Raw genomic sequence first — 15,098 nt, forward strand, 5'->3', positions numbered from 1 at the left:
CGAAATAAATTGCCGCGACCTTTTGATGTTTTGATCTTAAGGTCGGAAAGCGGTAGACAAACTGTCGAAAACGACACTTTCTTTGAGAGATATCGACAGGTAATCAGCGCGAATGCAGAAAATCGACATCCCTCCGATCTGGTTGCTGGGGGCGGCTTGCCTCGCGTGGTTTCAAGCGCAACACCTGTCCTTTGGGCTGTCCCTTCAAGGGTGGTTGACTGATCTTGCCAGCGGCGTGCTCATCGGGGGCGGTATTGTTTTGGCTGTTCTGGCGGTTGTCGAATTCCGCCGCCATCAAACGACGGTAATGCCGCACCAGACCCCATCCAGCATGGTGCAAAGCGGAATTTTCAAACGCAGCCGGAACCCAATCTATTTGGGGGACGTCCTTATCCTGACCGGTTTGATCCTGCGTTTCGATGCGGTGCTGTCGCTGGTTCTGGTGCCAATTTTCGTCTGGATCCTGGAACGCCGCTTTATCGAGCCAGAAGAGGATCGCTTGCGCCGCAAGTTTCGCGCTGACTTCGCCCGTTATGCGCAAAAGACGCGGCGTTGGATTTGAAGGTGTGCTGCCAATGACACAACGTAACGAATGCTGCAGTTGCGAAATAATCTTTCGCAATGTAGGTGAGGATTGAACGAAAGATGCAAAGAACTCGCGCGAACATATCGAAAGTAAAGGAGGCTCTCCGTTGAAGATAGGAACGCCAAAAGAAGTTTTTGACGGTGAGAACCGGGTGGCGATGACGCCGGACTCGGCGCGCCAGCTGCAAAAACTGGGCTATGACTGCCTGATCGAAAAGGGTGCCGGTGCTGCGGCGGGCTTTTCTGATGCGGCTTACGAAGAGGCCGGTGTCGAGGTTATGAAAACCGCGGCGTCGCTTTGGAAAGCTGCAGATATCGTTGCCAAGGTGCGCCAGCCGAATGAGACCGAGCTGAAGCGTCTGACCAAAGGCAAGACGCTGATCTCATTCTTCAACCCGGCAGGGAATGAAGAGGGGATGGAAGCTGCCAAGTCAAAAGGCGCAAATGTCATCGCGATGGAGATGGTTCCGCGTATTTCCCGTGCGCAGAAAATGGACGCGCTGTCCTCGATGGCGAATATCGCGGGTTACCGTGCGGTAATCGAGGCAGGCAACAACTTTGGCCGTTTCTTCACCGGTCAGGTGACGGCGGCCGGTAAAGTGCCGCCTGCCAAGGTGCTGATCGTGGGTGCCGGTGTTGCTGGTCTGGCGGCGATTGGTACGTCCACGTCGCTGGGTGCGATCACTTATGCGTTCGACGTGCGCCCCGAAGTGGCCGAGCAGGTCGAGTCGATGGGGGCCGAGTTTGTCTATCTGGACTTTGAAGAAGACCAGCAGGACGGCGCGGCCACCGGCGGCTATGCCTCGGTTCAGTCGGAGGAGTTCCGCGAAGCGCAGTTGGCCAAGTTCCGTGAGTTGGCGCCCGAGATGGACATCGTGATCACCACCGCGCTGATCCCAAACCGTGAAGCGCCCGAGCTTTGGACCAAGGATATGGTCGAAGCGATGAAGCCGGGCTCGGTCATCGTCGATTTGGCAGCGGAAAAGGGCGGCAACTGTAAGCTGACCGTTGCGGATGAGAAGATCGTGACCGACAATGGCGTGACCATCATCGGTTACACCGACTTCCCCAGTCGGATGGCGGCGCAGGCGTCATCTCTGTACGCGACCAACATCCGTCACATGATGGCAGACCTGACGCCCGAGAAGGACGGTCAGATCAATCACGATATGGAAGATGACGTGATCCGCGGTGCAACCGTGACCCATGAGGGGGAGATAACCTTCCCGCCGCCACCGCCCAAGGTGCAGGCGATTGCGGCGCAAAAGAAACCCGAGGTCAAGGAACTGACCCCGGAAGAGAAAAAGGCGCAGGAAATCGCAGCCTTCAAGGCACAGACTAAGCAGCAGTTCACCCTGCTGGGTGTTGGTGGCGCGCTGATGTTGCTGGTGGGGCTGATCGCTCCGGCAAGCTTCATGCAGCACTTCATCGTCTTTGTCTTGGCGATTTTTGTGGGCTTCCAGGTGATCTGGGGCGTTGCGCACAGCTTACACACACCGCTTATGGCGATCACCAACGCGATCTCGTCGATCATTATCGTTGGGGCGTTGATGCAGATTGGGTCCGGGTCGTTCCTGGTTATTCTGCTGGCTGCATTGTCCGTGTTCATGGCCGGGATCAATATCTTCGGCGGCTTCCTCGTAACCCGGCGCATGCTCGCCATGTTCCAGAAATCCTAAGGAGGTCGGGCATATGATTGGCTTCACTTCTGCCGCTTACGTTGTTGCGGCTGTCCTTTTCATCCTGTCGCTCGGCGGCCTTTCGAACCAGGAAAGCGCCAAGCGCGCGGTCTGGTATGGTATCGTTGGTATGGCGCTGGCGGTCTTCGCCACGCTTGTCGGTCCGGGTTCGGGCCTCTGGCTGCTGTCCATTCTGTTGATCATCGGCGGTGGTCTGATCGGTCAATACGTGGCGCAGCGCGTCCAAATGACCGAGATGCCGCAGCTGGTCGCCGCGATGCACTCGCTGGTCGGTCTGGCGGCTGTGTTCGTCGGCTTCAACGCACATTTCGAGATCGGAAACGTGGCTCAGGTCATGGCGATCAAGGATAGCGCGGGTCAAGCGGACCTGTCTGACCTTGGTGCATTCGCCAAGCTGATCGCCAAGAAGACCCCGGCGGAACTGGCGATCCTGCATGTGGAACTGTTTCTGGGCATCTTCATCGGTGCGATCACCTTTACCGGCTCGGTTGTGGCCTATGGCAAGCTGGCGGGCAAAGTGACCTCGGCGGCGACCAAACTGCCCGGTGGTCATATGCTGAACGCGGCGGCTGCGGGTCTCTCGCTGATCTGTCTGATCTGGTACACCAGCTCGGGCGGTCTGTTCCCGCTGTTCCTGATGACACTGGCGGCGTTGTTCATCGGCTATCACCTGATCATGGGTATCGGTGGTGCTGACATGCCGGTGGTTGTGTCGATGCTGAACTCGTATTCGGGTTGGGCGGCTGCGGCGATTGGCTTTAGCCTTGGCAACGACCTGCTGATTGTCGTCGGCGCTCTGGTCGGCTCGTCGGGTGCGATTCTGTCCTACATCATGTGCAAGGCGATGAACCGTCACTTTGTCAGCGTGATCCTGGGCGGCTTCGGTGGCCCGCAGGGTGAGCAGATGGCTGTCGAAGGCGAACAGATCGCGATTGAGGCGGACGGCGTGGCCGCCGCGCTGAACGATGCGGACAGCATTGTCATCATCCCAGGTTACGGCATGGCTGTTGCTCAGGCACAGCAGTCGGTGTCCGAGCTGGTACGCAAGCTGCGCGCCAAGGGCAAAGAGGTGCGCTTTGCGATCCACCCCGTTGCCGGACGTCTGCCGGGCCACATGAACGTTCTGCTGGCCGAGGCGAAAGTGCCGTATGACATCGTGCTTGAGATGGATGAGATCAATGACGATTTCCCAGATACGGATGTGGCCATCGTCATCGGCTCGAACGACATCGTGAACCCTGCGGCGCAGGAGGATCCCAACAGCCCCATCGCCGGTATGCCGGTTCTGGAGTGCTGGAAGGCCAAGCAGGTCTTTGTGTCGAAGCGCGGTCAGGGCACTGGCTATTCAGGCATCGAGAACCCGCTGTTCTTCAAAGAGAACACGCGCATGTTCTATGGCGACGCCAAGCAGTCGCTAGACAAGCTGCTGCCGATGATCGAGTGATCAAAACGCACAATTCAATTGCAAAGGGCGCCTGCGGGCGCCCTTTTCTTTTCTACGTTGAAGAGGGCTTGGCCTTCTCGCCTCCAGAGTATTGCAGCCAGATGAAGCAAGCTTGATATGCTATTTTACGTCTGAAGGGTACTTTGTGGGAGCAAGGTCATGGAGAAAGTAAACGGAATCGGCGGGATCTTTTTTCGTGCGAAGAACCCCAAGGCCCTGAGCGAATGGTATGAAAAGCACCTGGGGGTAAACCACTACGATCCGGTCCCTTGGAAGCAGGCCGAAGGCTATACGGTCTTTGCACCCTTCGCCCAGGATACCGCGTATTTTGGCCGAAGCGAGCAGCAGTGGATGATCAATTTCAGGGTTGATGATTTGGCCGCTTTGACACGCCAGCTACAGGACGCAGGGATCACCGTCGAAACCAATCCGGATTGGGATAGCGAGGTAGGTAAATTCGCCCGTATTCATGATCCCGAAGGCAATCCCATCGAGCTATGGCAGCCAAATCAATGAATTGGCTGGAATGTATACTGTCGCATTCTTGTAAGTATCTGAAATAAAATGGGAATTGATGTATTTTGGGTGTGCCGTATAGTGTGTCGGATGAATCGGAGCCCCGCATGACGCCAATCGATGACCACCCTTTACGCTATCGGCTTGCCAATGAACTGCACGCCCGACCTTTTCCAGTGGCGCAGGTTCCATGCACGGTTGCCTTTCTGGCGATCAAGAAGCCCGGCCCGTCGCAAGGAGGGGACCGGCAGGACGACATTGCGCATTTGATCAATCTGCTGGATCGCCACGGCGCGCCGCACCCTCAGCCCGACGCGACCCACTATGCGGGGCAGATCGGACGCCATTGGCTCAAGTGGGAGCAACACACTGAGTTCGTAACCTTTACTGCGATCTCTCAGAACGTGAGTGAGCGGGCGTTCAACCCCGCCGATTTCGAAGTCTTCCCCCCAGATTGGATGATGGCCAGTCCCGGTCAGAGGATCACGTCGGCTTTGCTACGAGTTGTTCCGCGCCCAGAGGATGACGTCGTCCGGAACTTGCTACCGGATTGGTTCGAACCCGAAAGCCTTGCCGTGTCCCGCGTTTTGGACGATGCCGCGATCTGCGCCAGCGATTTTCGCATCGACCCCGCAGGGCACATGCGGTTTGCGCTGTTCGTGTCGGATGGAACTGGAGAGCGCCGGGTTGGACGGATCATCCAGCGCCTGTGCGAAATCGAGACCTACAAGGCCATGTCCATGCTGGGGTTTGCGCGGGTCAAATCTCTGACAACGCGCATTGGCGAGTTGGATCAGAAGCTGACCGCGCTGATGGGCGAGATGACCGATGGCGGCAAACATCCCGATGACATGCTGCCGCAGCTGCTGAAAACCTCAACCGAGTTGGAGACGATCTCGGCACGCTGTACCTTTCGGTTTGGGGCCACGGGCGCCTACGAGGCCATCGTTAACCAGCGCGTCAAGGTTTTGCGGGAAGAGCGGTTCATGGGGGGGCAGAGCTTTGCCGATTTCATGATGCGCCGCTATGACCCTGCGATGCGGACTGTTAAGTCGACTGAATTGCGCCTACAGGCCCTGTCAGACCGGGCCATCCGCGCCGGAGATCTACTGCGAACACGTGTGGACGTGGAACGCAGCGCGCAGAACCAGGCCTTGCTGGAAAGCATGGACCGCCGCGCTGATCAGGCCCTGCGGCTGCAGCGCACGGTCGAGGGGCTGTCGGTGGTTGCCATCAGCTACTACGCCGTCTCGCTGGTCAGCTATCTGCTGTATCCTCTGACGTCGGCGGGGATCAGCAAGGGAATGTTGACGGCTTTGGTCACTGTTCCGGTCATTCTGGCCGTTTGGGTGGGCGTCCGCAGAATTCGGCGGCGGCTAGAGTGAGCGGCGCTTGCCTCTGTTTGGTAGCGTTGTACTAGTAGCCGGCGAAGCGCATCAAACAAGCGGAGCTTTAATATGATCAGTGTCGTTGCTGCGTGGCGCGCCGTCACCGCGATGTTCGCGCTGAATGGTGCCCTGTTCGGTATCTGGGCCTCTCGCATCCCGGCAGTGCGCGATCATCTGAACCTCAGCCACGAAGAGCTTGGGTTTGGCCTTCTATTCATGGCTGCGGGCGCTGTCTGTTCCTTTCCAGTGACCGGACGATTGACCGACCGGTTTGGGGCCGTATCGATCACGCGGATCATCGCGGTGCTGTACACCTTTTCGCTGGTTTTGCTGGCGCTGGCCGACAGCTTCACCATGCTTGCGGCGTTCCTGTTTCTGTTCGGTGCCTTTCATGGCTCTATGGACGTGGCGATGAACGCTTGGGCAGCCGAGGTAGAGCAGGCCTTCGACAAACCGCTCATGTCCTCGTTTCATGCGATGTGGAGCCTTGGTGCCGGCCTTGGGGCGGTCAGTGGATTTATAGCTGTTCAGTGGGATGCGACTGTTCTGCAGCATTTTCTGGTTGCGGGAGGCGTTGTGGTGGCACTGGCTTTGGCGATGTCCTGGGTACAATGGACGTCGCGCCGTGCGGAGCAGTCTCAAGGTGCCGTGTTTGCATTCCCGTCCGGGGTGTTGATCCTCGTTGGCTTCACGGCGCTATGCGGTGCGCTGGGGGAAGGTGCCGTCGCAGATTGGAGCGCCCTATTCCTGCGCGACGTCACCGGAGCCGCTGAGAGTGTCGCAACCTTGGGTTATGCGGTTTTTTCGGTCGCGATGGTGGTGTGTCGTTTGGCTGGCGGCTTCCTCATCGCGCGCGTCGGCCCGGTCGCAGCAGCGAGGGGCGGCGGTGTCTTTGCTGCGATAGGGGTGTTCTGCGTGGTGTCCGCCGGTGCTGCGCCATTGGCGTTGGTCGGGTTCACGCTGATGGGGGTCGGTTATGCGGTGATCATGCCCTTGGCGTTCAGCCGCGCAGCCAACGACCCAAACACCCCACCGGGACAGGCCATCGCCAGTGTCGCAACGCTCGGATATGGGGGACTGTTGATCGGACCGCCGCTGATCGGGTTTCTGGCCGAATTGCTGTCTCTGCGGATGGCGTTTGGTGTCTTGCTGCCGCTTGCGGTGCTTATCGTGGTCTGTGCCGGCGCGTTAAAGCGCGCCGACTGAGTTTTGTCACCGGCCGCGAATGCGCGGATCCAGCGCATCACGCAAGCCATCGCCCAGATAGTTCACGCTGAGAACAGTCAGCGAGATCGCAAGGCCGGGCCAGAACACGCGCTCGGGGTATTGCTGCAGATAGTCGACGCCATCAAACAACAAGCGGCCCCAGGTCGGGAAATCCGGCGGGAAGCCGAGCCCGAGGAAGGACAGCGCGCTTTCGGTGATGATCGCCGTCGCAATCCCCAGCGTCGCCGACACCATGATCGGAGACAGCACGTTCGGCAGGATGTGCCGCGTGATGATCTGCCGGTTGCTGGTGCCGATGGAGCGTGCCGCGAGAACGAACTCACGCTCTTTGATGGCCAGCACGTCGCCCCGCACGATCCGCGCCGTGGGCATCCACGATGTGATGCCGATGGCGCAGACGATCAGGATAAAGATCCCACGCTCCAGCCCGAAAGCTGCGGACAGAGGCTCGCGGAACAGCAGCATCATGACCAGCAATAGCGGCAGAAGGGGCAGAGCTAGAAACAGATCGGTCAGTCGCATCAACGGCCCGTCGAGGCGTTTGAAGAAGCCCGCGATCACACCGATGAAGGACCCCAGAAACAGCGCCAGCAACATAGCGGTGATGCCAACCGAGACCGAGGTCTGCCCGCCCGACATCATCCGCGCCAGAATATCCCGGCCCAGCTGATCGGTGCCGAAAGGATGTGCCCAACTTGGGCCCTGATTGCGTGACCGGATGTCGATCTGGGTTGGATCTATGCTCCAGAGGTACGGCCCCAGATACACACCGGCGACGATGAAGATGAATAGGATCGCCCCGATCATCGCGCCTTTGTGCGTTTTGAACTGATCCCACACATCGCGCCACTGACTGCGGGGTGGTGTGGCCAGGTCATCCATCACGCCTGCGGTTGGCAGCGCGGTTGAGGCAGGGGCTAGTCCTTCGTCGGGGACCAGCGTGTCTGATTTGTCAGTATCAGTCATAGCGAATCCTCGGGTCCAGAATGCCGTAGAGCACGTCAGCAATCAGGTTGAACAGAACGATCAACACGGCAAAGATGAAGGTCAGCGTCTGCACCATCGGCAGGTCATTGGCTTGGATCGCGCCGATCAGCAACTGGCCGATTCCGTTCACCTTGAAAACCTGCTCGGTGATGATTGCGCCGCCGAAGATGGCCGGAATACCCAGCGCAATAACGGTAACCACGGGGATCATTGAGTTGCGCAGGACGTGGACCATCACAACTGTATATTCGCTCAGCCCTTTGGCTCGGGCGGTACGAACGTAGTCTTGGTTGAGGTTGTCCAGCATCGAGGCGCGCATGAAGCGGCTCAGCTGTGCCGTAATCTGAAGCGCCAGAACCATGACCGGCATGATCATCTGCTTGAGCTGCACGACGAAGCTATCCCAGCTATTCACCACGTGAGTCGTGTCATAGATCGATGGGAACCAGCCCAGCTGGACCGAGAAGATCACGATCACCAGCACGCCCGAGAAGAAGGGCGGGACCGAGAAGCCGACCATCGACACGAAGGTCCCCATCTGGTCGAACCAGGAATACTGGCGGTATGCGGAATAGATGCCGATGGGCAGGGCGATCAGGATGGCGACCACGTAGGCGGTGCCAACCACCCACAGGGTCTGCGGGATACGCTGAACGACGATGTCCATAACGGGCGAGCGAGTCTGCCACGAAATCACACGCAGGTCACCTTCAGAGAAAGTGGTGCCAAACATATGGTCGATCAGAACCTGCGGCTCGATCCAGAAAAACTGCACGATCCATTTCCAGAACCGGATATGCATCGGCTGGCCAAGGCCAAGCGCCTCGCGCATCTTCTCTTTGACTTCGGGGGGGACGGTGAGGGGAACCTGTGCCATCGGGTCGCCTGGGGCAAGCTCGAGCAGCAGGAAGATGACGAGGCTGATGAACAGCAGCGTGGGTACGGCCAGCACCAGTCGTCTGATGGTAAAGTTGAGCATTCAAAGGCGCCTTTGTTGATGCGTCTTTTTGTTGGAGTGGTCTGCAAATGACCGCGCCCCGATAAAGATCGGGGCGCGATATTGCAAGATTAACGCTTAGGAACCGGTCTTGCGGTACCAGTCCGCAATGTTCCACAGTTCGCTGTCCCAAACGTTCAGGACAACACCACCCAGGGTGTTTGCATGCGCCGACAGACGGCCACGGTGCACCAGCGGGATCATGCCGCCGTTTTGAACCATTATGTCGTTCAGCTGCTTGGCGATTTCCGCACGGGCTTCCAGACCCGCGGTTTCAGCCAGTTTGGCGTGCAAGGCGTCAAACTCTTCGTTGCAGAAGCGGCTGATGTTCTCACCCTGCCACTGCGATTCTGGCTTTGGTGCCTTGTCGCACAGACCGTTGCCCAGATAGGACTGCGGGTCGGTGCCGTTGAAGGTGTTGGCGTACATCTCAACGTCGGCATAGAACTTCTGGAAGGTGTCAGGCGAACCCGGGTCACCACCGAAGAAGACCGATGCGTTGATGTTGCGTAGCTCGGATTCGATGCCGATCTGGCTCCACCATTCCTTGATCAGCGCCTGGAAGTCCTGACGCACAGCGTTGGTCGAGGTCTGGTAGACGATTTTCAGCGGCACACCGTCTTTTTCACGAATGCCGTCGCCATCGGTATCAACGATGCCTGCGTCATCCAGCAGCTTCTTGGCGCCTTCGATATCCTGCGTGTCACAGCTCATCGAGGTCGAGCTAAACGCAGCCGGGGCCGGAACCCAGTTACAGGTCACCTTGCCAGCTTGGCCATAGCCGATTTCCACCAGTAGCGGGCGGTCGATGGCCATCGACATGGCTTTGTAAACGGCCGGATCCTGGAGGAATGGGTGCGGATGCGCGGCTGTCGAGCGCTCACCTTCCGGCAGGTCGGGCGACGGGTTGGTCTGGTTCAGCATGATACGCTCGACCAGCGGGCCGAAGCCTGCGACCGGAGTACCTTTGCCACCTTCCTGCATCTGCGCGATGACCTCAGGGGCCAGCTGCAGGTTCCAGGCATAGTCAAACTCGCCGGTTTCCATAACCGCACGACCTGCCGCTGTTGCGTCGCCGCCACCTTTGAAGGTCACGCTGGCAAACGCCGGCTTGGCCGGGTCACGGTAGTTGTCGTTGGCGGCAAATGTGATCACGTCGTTCGGTTTGAACTCGGTGACGACAAACGGGCCAGTGCCGATCGGGTTGAAGTTCTGATCTGTACATTCAGGGGCTTTTGCGCCCATGCAGTCAGCGAACTGAGCGGCCTGAATGATCGGGCTTTCACCACCCACAAACGGTCCGTAGGGGAAGGGGGTCGGTGCGTCGAATGTTACCTTAACGGTTAGGTCATCGACAGCTTCGACGTCGGTGACGCCTTCAAACTTGGTCACCTGTGCACAACCGCCTTCGGGGTCCATGCAGTAGTTTGCGGTAAATACCACGTCGGCCGAGGTGAACGGAGTACCGTCCGACCATGTGAGGCCAGGCGCAATCTTCCAAGTAATGGTGGTCAGGTCTTCGCTGACGCCGCCATTTTCAACGGTCGGGATTTCAGCGGCCAGATACGGCACCATGTTCCCGTCTTGGTCGTAGCGTGCAAGTGGTTCGATCACCAGCGAGGCCGCCTCAACATCTTTTGTGCCACCCGACAGAAACGGGTTCATAATTGACGGAGCCTGCCAATAAATGATGCTGACATTGCCGTCCGATCCGCGCTCGGCAAAGGCCGCTGGGGCCATCGCCGTGCTTGCAATCGCACCAAGCAAAAGGGTTTTGATCTTCATAAGTCACTCCCGAATTGGACACTTGCGTGTCTCGATTATCTCCGCAATGCCTGCGGATTTGGCGTTGCCGACTTGCGGCTAAGGCATTGTTAGAAATAGCAATTGCATTTCGCGCAACGCGATTTCTGCCTTCGCTGGTTGTCGGTTACGCGGGTATCGAAGCAGAACTTAGGAAAATTGCAAGCCTTGCCGTCACGAAATCGTGCATTGCGTTTGACTTTTCCTGGCTCGCCGCCTTAGCGTTCGGCATCCATAAAAACAAAACGACCCAAAAGGGAGCGCGCGCGTGCTGGATCAACCAATTGCCCAGATCAAAAAACTGAGGGTGGAGTTTCAGACGAAAGACGGCCCGGTCGTGGGCGTTGAGGACGTCTCGTTCGAGGTAAATCCGGGCGAAACGGTTTGTATTGTTGGCGAATCGGGCTCGGGCAAGTCGGTTTCATCGCTGTCTCTGATGCGCCTTGTCGAGTTCGGCGGAGGCGAAATCGCCGGTGGCGAGCTGCTGTTTGACCGCCGCGACGGAGCCGAGATGGACCTGGCTGATGCCGATCAGGATCTGATGAAACAGATTCGCGGCAATGAGATCGGAATGATCTTTCAGGAGCCGATGACCGCCCTGAACCCAGTTTTCACCGTTGGTCGGCAACTGACCGAAGGGCTGCGAATTCACAAGGACATGTCCAAAACGCAAGCCGAAGAACGCGCTTTGGAGCTGCTGCGGCAGGTGCGAATCCCCGAACCCGAGCGCCGGTTGAAGCAGTACCCGCACGAGCTTTCAGGGGGCATGCGCCAGCGCGTGGTGATCGCAATGGCGATGGCGTGCGAGCCACGTCTGCTGATCGCGGACGAACCGACAACTGCATTGGACGTGACCATTCAGGCTGAGATTCTGGCCCTCATGGACCGTTTGAAACGCGAAACTGGCACTGCGGTAATGTTCATCACCCATGACATGGCCGTTGTGGCACAGATGGCCGACCGCGTTGTTGTCATGTTCCGCGGCAACAAGGTCGAAGAGGGCCCGGTCACCGAAATTTTCGAGAACCCGCGGCACGACTACACCAAGGCGCTGCTGGCCGCGGTGCCGAAACTGGGTGAGATGCAGGGGAAAGCCGCGCCGGAACCGATGAAACTGTTGGGTGTCGAAGGGCAGAACATCGCTCCGATTCCCGGCACAGAAGAAACACTGCTGACGGTCAAGAACCTGACCACGCGTTTCCCAGTCAAAGGCGGCTTGCTGCGCCGGACGATATCGAACGTTCATGCGGTCGAGGATGTCTCGTTCACGCTGAACAAAGGCCAGACACTTAGCCTTGTGGGCGAATCGGGTTGCGGCAAGTCTTCGGCCGGGCGCTCGATCCTGCGATTGGTCGAGCCGATGGCGGGTGAGGTCAATCTGGACGGCGTCGATATCATGAAGCTGGACCAATCCGGTCTGCGCAAGGCGCGGCTGGATATGCAGATGATCTTTCAAGACCCCTTCGCTTCGCTCAATCCGCAGATGCAGTTGATCGACCAAGTGGCGGAACCGATGCGCAACTACGGTGTGGCCTCGGGGTCTGAATTGCAGGATCGCGTGGCGCAGCTGTTCGACAAGGTGCAACTGCCGCGCAGCTTCATGCGCCGTTTCCCGCATGAGATGTCTGGCGGTCAGCGTCAGCGTATCGCCATCGCCCGCGCGTTGGCCCTAAACCCCAAGCTGATCATCGCGGATGAGGCCGTATCGGCGCTGGACGTGTCGGTGCAGGCGCAGGTGCTGAACCTGATGATGGAGCTGCAATCCGAGCTGAGCCTGTCTTACCTGTTCATCAGTCACGATATGGCCGTTGTCGAGCGGGTCAGCCACCATGTGGGCGTGATGTATCTGGGCCGGATTGTCGAGCTTGGGCCGCGTGCGCGGGTGTTCGAGAATCCACAGCATCCGTATACACAGGCGCTGATGAAGGCGGTTCCAATCGCGGACCCAAACAAACGGAAATCGGAAAAAGACTTGAATTTCAAGCCGATCCCGTCGCCCATTCATCCGATTGGATACGCGCCAGAACCGTCGAAGTACAACGAGGTTGAGCCGGGCCATTTCATCCTGACCACGGATAGCGGGTACTGACACATATGCCACAGCGTCTGACGCCGCTTGAGATCATGACCAAGCTGATCTCATTCCCGACTGTAAGCCGTGACACAAACTTGCCGCTGGTGGACTGGGTCGAAGGTTACCTGAACGAACACGGTATCGAATCCCATCGCTGGCCGGACCCGGATCAGCCGCACAAGGCGGCGATTTTTGCGCATGTCGGCCCGTGGGAAGAGGGCGGCGTTGTCCTCTCGGGTCACACCGATGTCGTTCCGGTGGACGGGCAGCCCTGGGATACGGATCCGTTCACTGTCACCGAGAAGGACGGCAAGTACTACGGACGCGGCACCTGCGACATGAAGGGTTTTGACGCGCTCGCGATCTGGGCACTGGTCGAGGCGCGCGAAGCAGGGCTCAAACGTCCCTTGCAACTGGCGCTGAGCTTCGATGAAGAGGTCGGATGCACTGGCGCTCCGCCAATGATCGAGGCATTGAACAAAGTGCTGCCCAAAGGCTCGGCCGTGATCGTGGGCGAGCCTTCGACAATGCAGGCTGTCACCGGCCACAAGGGTGGTTTTGGCTATGACACGCATATGGTCGGGTTCGAGGTACACAGCTCGATCATGCATACAGGCGTGAATGCCATCATGGAAGCCGCGCCGCTGATCAATTGGGCGAACGAACAGAACGCCCGCAATCAGGCGGCCACGCCCAGCGAAACCGCTGCGGTGTTCGATCCGCCCTGGACCACTGTCCATGTGGGCATGATCGAAGGCGGCACCGCGCATAATATCACCGCCAAGGATTGCCACTTCATGCTGGATTTCCGCACGGTGCCGGATGAAAGCAAAGCCGCGTGGCGCGATGACTATTTAGAACAGGTGCGCGCGGTTGAAGCGCGGATGCAGGCGGTTCACCCCGAAGCGCGGATCGAAATCTCTGAAAATTTCTCGATCCCCGGTCTGGTCCCCGAAAAGGATGGTGAGGCCGAAGCTTTGGTACGCGCCCTGACCGGTGACAACGCAAGCCATGTGGTCAGCTATGGCACCGAGGCCGGGCAGTTTCAGGAAGCAGGTTACTCAGCGGTCATCTGCGGCCCGGGCGACATCGCGCAGGCCCATCAACCGAACGAGTTCATCTCTGTCGCGCAGTTCGAAGCGGGCCATGCGTTCATGCAACGATTGGTCGAGAAACTGTCCAGCTGATCCCAAGGAGGTCCAAAATGCCGGTGAAAAACAGACTTGCTGAAATGCAGGCAGAGATCACCAAGTGGCGCCGACATCTGCATGCTCATCCCGAACTGATGTATGACGTTCACGAGACCGCCGCCTTTGTTGTTGAGCGGCTGAAGGCCTTCGGTGTCGATGAGATTACCGAAGGCGTCGGCAAGACAGGTGTTGTGGCCGTGATCAAGGGCCGCTCGGACACTAAGGGTCGGGTGATCGGATTGCGCGCAGATATGGACGCCCTGCCGATCGAAGAGGCAACGGGTTTGGACTATGCCTCGACCGTTTCGGGCAAGATGCATGCCTGTGGGCATGACGGGCATACCTCGATGCTGCTTGGGGCTGCGCAGTACCTGGCCGAGACGCGGAATTTCGATGGCACCGCCGTGCTGATCTTTCAACCGGCCGAGGAGGGTGGCGCCGGAGGTCTCGCTATGTGTCAGGACGGGTTGATGGAGCGCTGGGGCATTCAGGAAGTCTACGGCATGCACAACATGCCTGGCCTGCCGGTTGGTGAATTTGCGATCCGGCCCGGAGCCCTTCTGGCCTCGTCGGACGAGTTCGAAATTACCGTCACCGGCAAGGGTGGCCACGCGGCAGCCCCGCATGAGGCGGTGGATACAACGCTTGTCGCATCGCATATTGTTGTGTCTTTGCAATCCGTTGTGGCCCGCACTGTCGATCCGATCAAACGAGTTGTTCTGACGGTGGGTACGTTCGAGACGGACAGCGTGGCCTCAAACGTGATTGCGCATACGGTCCGTCTGAAAGGCACGGTACGAACGCTTGACCCCGAGTACCGCGCGATCGCGGAACAGCGTGTTCGCCGAATTGCAGAAGATACGGCCTCGGCCTTTGACGCGTCCGCCAAGGTAGAATGGACGCCGGGCTATCCGGTGACGGTAAACTCCGAGGCCGAGACCAGCTATGCCTCTGAGGCCGCCGCAGCTGTGGCTGGAAAAGTAAACGATGGCACCGATCCGATCATGCCGTCGGAAGATTTCGCTTACATGCTTGAAGAACGGCCCGGAGCCTACATCTTTCTAGGGAACGGAGACACTGCGATGTGTCACCACCCAGAATACAATTTCGATGATGACGCCATACCCGCTGGTTGTAGCTGGTTCGCTGAGATGGTCGAACGCCGGATGCCGGCCGGATGATTTAGG

General features: G+C 58.5%; 12 protein-coding genes. 9 read left to right on the forward strand and 3 right to left on the reverse strand.

From position 1 onward, the window contains the following. Window positions 1–112 precede the first annotated feature (112 nt). From ACR0JF_RS15255 to ACR0JF_RS15280, 6 genes are all read left to right on the forward strand, one after another. On the forward strand, window positions 113–562 hold the full coding sequence (locus ACR0JF_RS15255; RefSeq protein ID WP_170660679.1) for a methyltransferase family protein: 450 nt from the start codon (window positions 113–115) through the stop codon (window positions 560–562). A gap of 130 nt (window positions 563–692) precedes the next feature. Then, window positions 693–2,264, forward strand: coding sequence for a Re/Si-specific NAD(P)(+) transhydrogenase subunit alpha (locus ACR0JF_RS15260; protein ID WP_170554269.1), 1,572 nt, complete (start codon window positions 693–695; stop codon window positions 2,262–2,264). Window positions 2,265–2,277: 13 nt separating this feature from the next. Next, window positions 2,278–3,729, forward strand: coding sequence for an NAD(P)(+) transhydrogenase (Re/Si-specific) subunit beta (locus ACR0JF_RS15265; RefSeq protein WP_170375069.1), 1,452 nt, complete (start codon window positions 2,278–2,280; stop codon window positions 3,727–3,729). Between the two features lie 159 nt (window positions 3,730–3,888). Then, window positions 3,889–4,245, forward strand: coding sequence for a VOC family protein (locus ACR0JF_RS15270; protein ID WP_170660680.1), 357 nt, complete (start codon window positions 3,889–3,891; stop codon window positions 4,243–4,245). A 107-nt stretch (window positions 4,246–4,352) separates the two neighbouring features. After that, window positions 4,353–5,630 carry a DUF3422 domain-containing protein gene (locus tag ACR0JF_RS15275; RefSeq protein ID WP_170660681.1) on the forward strand — a complete coding sequence of 426 codons (1,278 nt, stop codon included), beginning with the start codon at window positions 4,353–4,355 and terminating at the stop codon, window positions 5,628–5,630. Window positions 5,631–5,702: 72 nt separating this feature from the next. Further along, complete coding sequence (locus ACR0JF_RS15280) at window positions 5,703–6,839, forward strand: MFS transporter (protein WP_170660682.1); 1,137 nt, start codon at window positions 5,703–5,705, stop codon at window positions 6,837–6,839. Window positions 6,840–6,845: 6 nt separating this feature from the next. Here the strand turns inward: ACR0JF_RS15280 and ACR0JF_RS15285 are convergent, their stop codons facing one another. The 3 genes from ACR0JF_RS15285 to ACR0JF_RS15295 form a co-directional block, all read right to left on the reverse strand. Then, window positions 6,846–7,826 (reverse strand): ABC transporter permease, encoded by a 981-nt coding sequence (locus ACR0JF_RS15285; RefSeq protein ID WP_170375078.1) that lies wholly within the window; start codon window positions 7,824–7,826, stop codon window positions 6,846–6,848. Continuing rightward, complete coding sequence (locus ACR0JF_RS15290; RefSeq protein ID WP_170375080.1) at window positions 7,819–8,826, reverse strand: ABC transporter permease; 1,008 nt, start codon at window positions 8,824–8,826, stop codon at window positions 7,819–7,821. Before ACR0JF_RS15290 ends, ACR0JF_RS15285 begins: the two co-directional genes overlap by 8 nt. 96 nt (window positions 8,827–8,922) lie before the next feature. Beyond that, window positions 8,923–10,629 (reverse strand): peptide ABC transporter substrate-binding protein, encoded by a 1,707-nt coding sequence (locus ACR0JF_RS15295; RefSeq protein WP_170375081.1) that lies wholly within the window; start codon window positions 10,627–10,629, stop codon window positions 8,923–8,925. A 286-nt stretch (window positions 10,630–10,915) separates the two neighbouring features. Between ACR0JF_RS15295 and ACR0JF_RS15300 the strand changes: the two genes are divergently transcribed. The 3 genes from ACR0JF_RS15300 to ACR0JF_RS15310 are packed head-to-tail and all read left to right on the forward strand — an operon-like array spanning window position 10,916 to window position 15,092. Beyond that, the gene (locus ACR0JF_RS15300) at window positions 10,916–12,736 is read left to right on the forward strand and encodes an ABC transporter ATP-binding protein (RefSeq protein ID WP_170660683.1); all 1,821 of its coding nucleotides are present in this window, start codon (window positions 10,916–10,918) and stop codon (window positions 12,734–12,736) included. Window positions 12,737–12,741: 5 nt separating this feature from the next. Beyond that, complete coding sequence (argE, locus tag ACR0JF_RS15305; protein ID WP_170660684.1) at window positions 12,742–13,908, forward strand: acetylornithine deacetylase; 1,167 nt, start codon at window positions 12,742–12,744, stop codon at window positions 13,906–13,908. A 17-nt stretch (window positions 13,909–13,925) separates the two neighbouring features. Continuing rightward, on the forward strand, window positions 13,926–15,092 hold the full coding sequence (locus ACR0JF_RS15310) for a M20 aminoacylase family protein (protein ID WP_170660685.1): 1,167 nt from the start codon (window positions 13,926–13,928) through the stop codon (window positions 15,090–15,092). Window positions 15,093–15,098: the final 6 nt, after the last annotated feature.

The sequence above is a fragment of the Ruegeria sp. BG11 genome, from assembly GCF_056538565.1.

Coding starts and splice junctions, on each gene's coding strand:
- argE (WP_170660684.1), top strand. CDS start 12,742: ATGCCACAGCGTCTGACGCCGCTTGAGATCATGACCAAGCTGATCTCA.
- ACR0JF_RS15310 (WP_170660685.1), top strand. CDS start 13,926: ATGCCGGTGAAAAACAGACTTGCTGAAATGCAGGCAGAGATCACCAAG.
- ACR0JF_RS15270 (WP_170660680.1), top strand. CDS start 3,889: ATGGAGAAAGTAAACGGAATCGGCGGGATCTTTTTTCGTGCGAAGAAC.
- ACR0JF_RS15275 (WP_170660681.1), top strand. CDS start 4,353: ATGACGCCAATCGATGACCACCCTTTACGCTATCGGCTTGCCAATGAA.
- ACR0JF_RS15265 (WP_170375069.1), top strand. CDS start 2,278: ATGATTGGCTTCACTTCTGCCGCTTACGTTGTTGCGGCTGTCCTTTTC.
- ACR0JF_RS15280 (WP_170660682.1), top strand. CDS start 5,703: ATGATCAGTGTCGTTGCTGCGTGGCGCGCCGTCACCGCGATGTTCGCG.
- ACR0JF_RS15255 (WP_170660679.1), top strand. CDS start 113: ATGCAGAAAATCGACATCCCTCCGATCTGGTTGCTGGGGGCGGCTTGC.
- ACR0JF_RS15290 (WP_170375080.1), bottom strand. CDS start 8,826: ATGCTCAACTTTACCATCAGACGACTGGTGCTGGCCGTACCCACGCTG.
- ACR0JF_RS15295 (WP_170375081.1), bottom strand. CDS start 10,629: ATGAAGATCAAAACCCTTTTGCTTGGTGCGATTGCAAGCACGGCGATG.
- ACR0JF_RS15285 (WP_170375078.1), bottom strand. CDS start 7,826: ATGACTGATACTGACAAATCAGACACGCTGGTCCCCGACGAAGGACTA.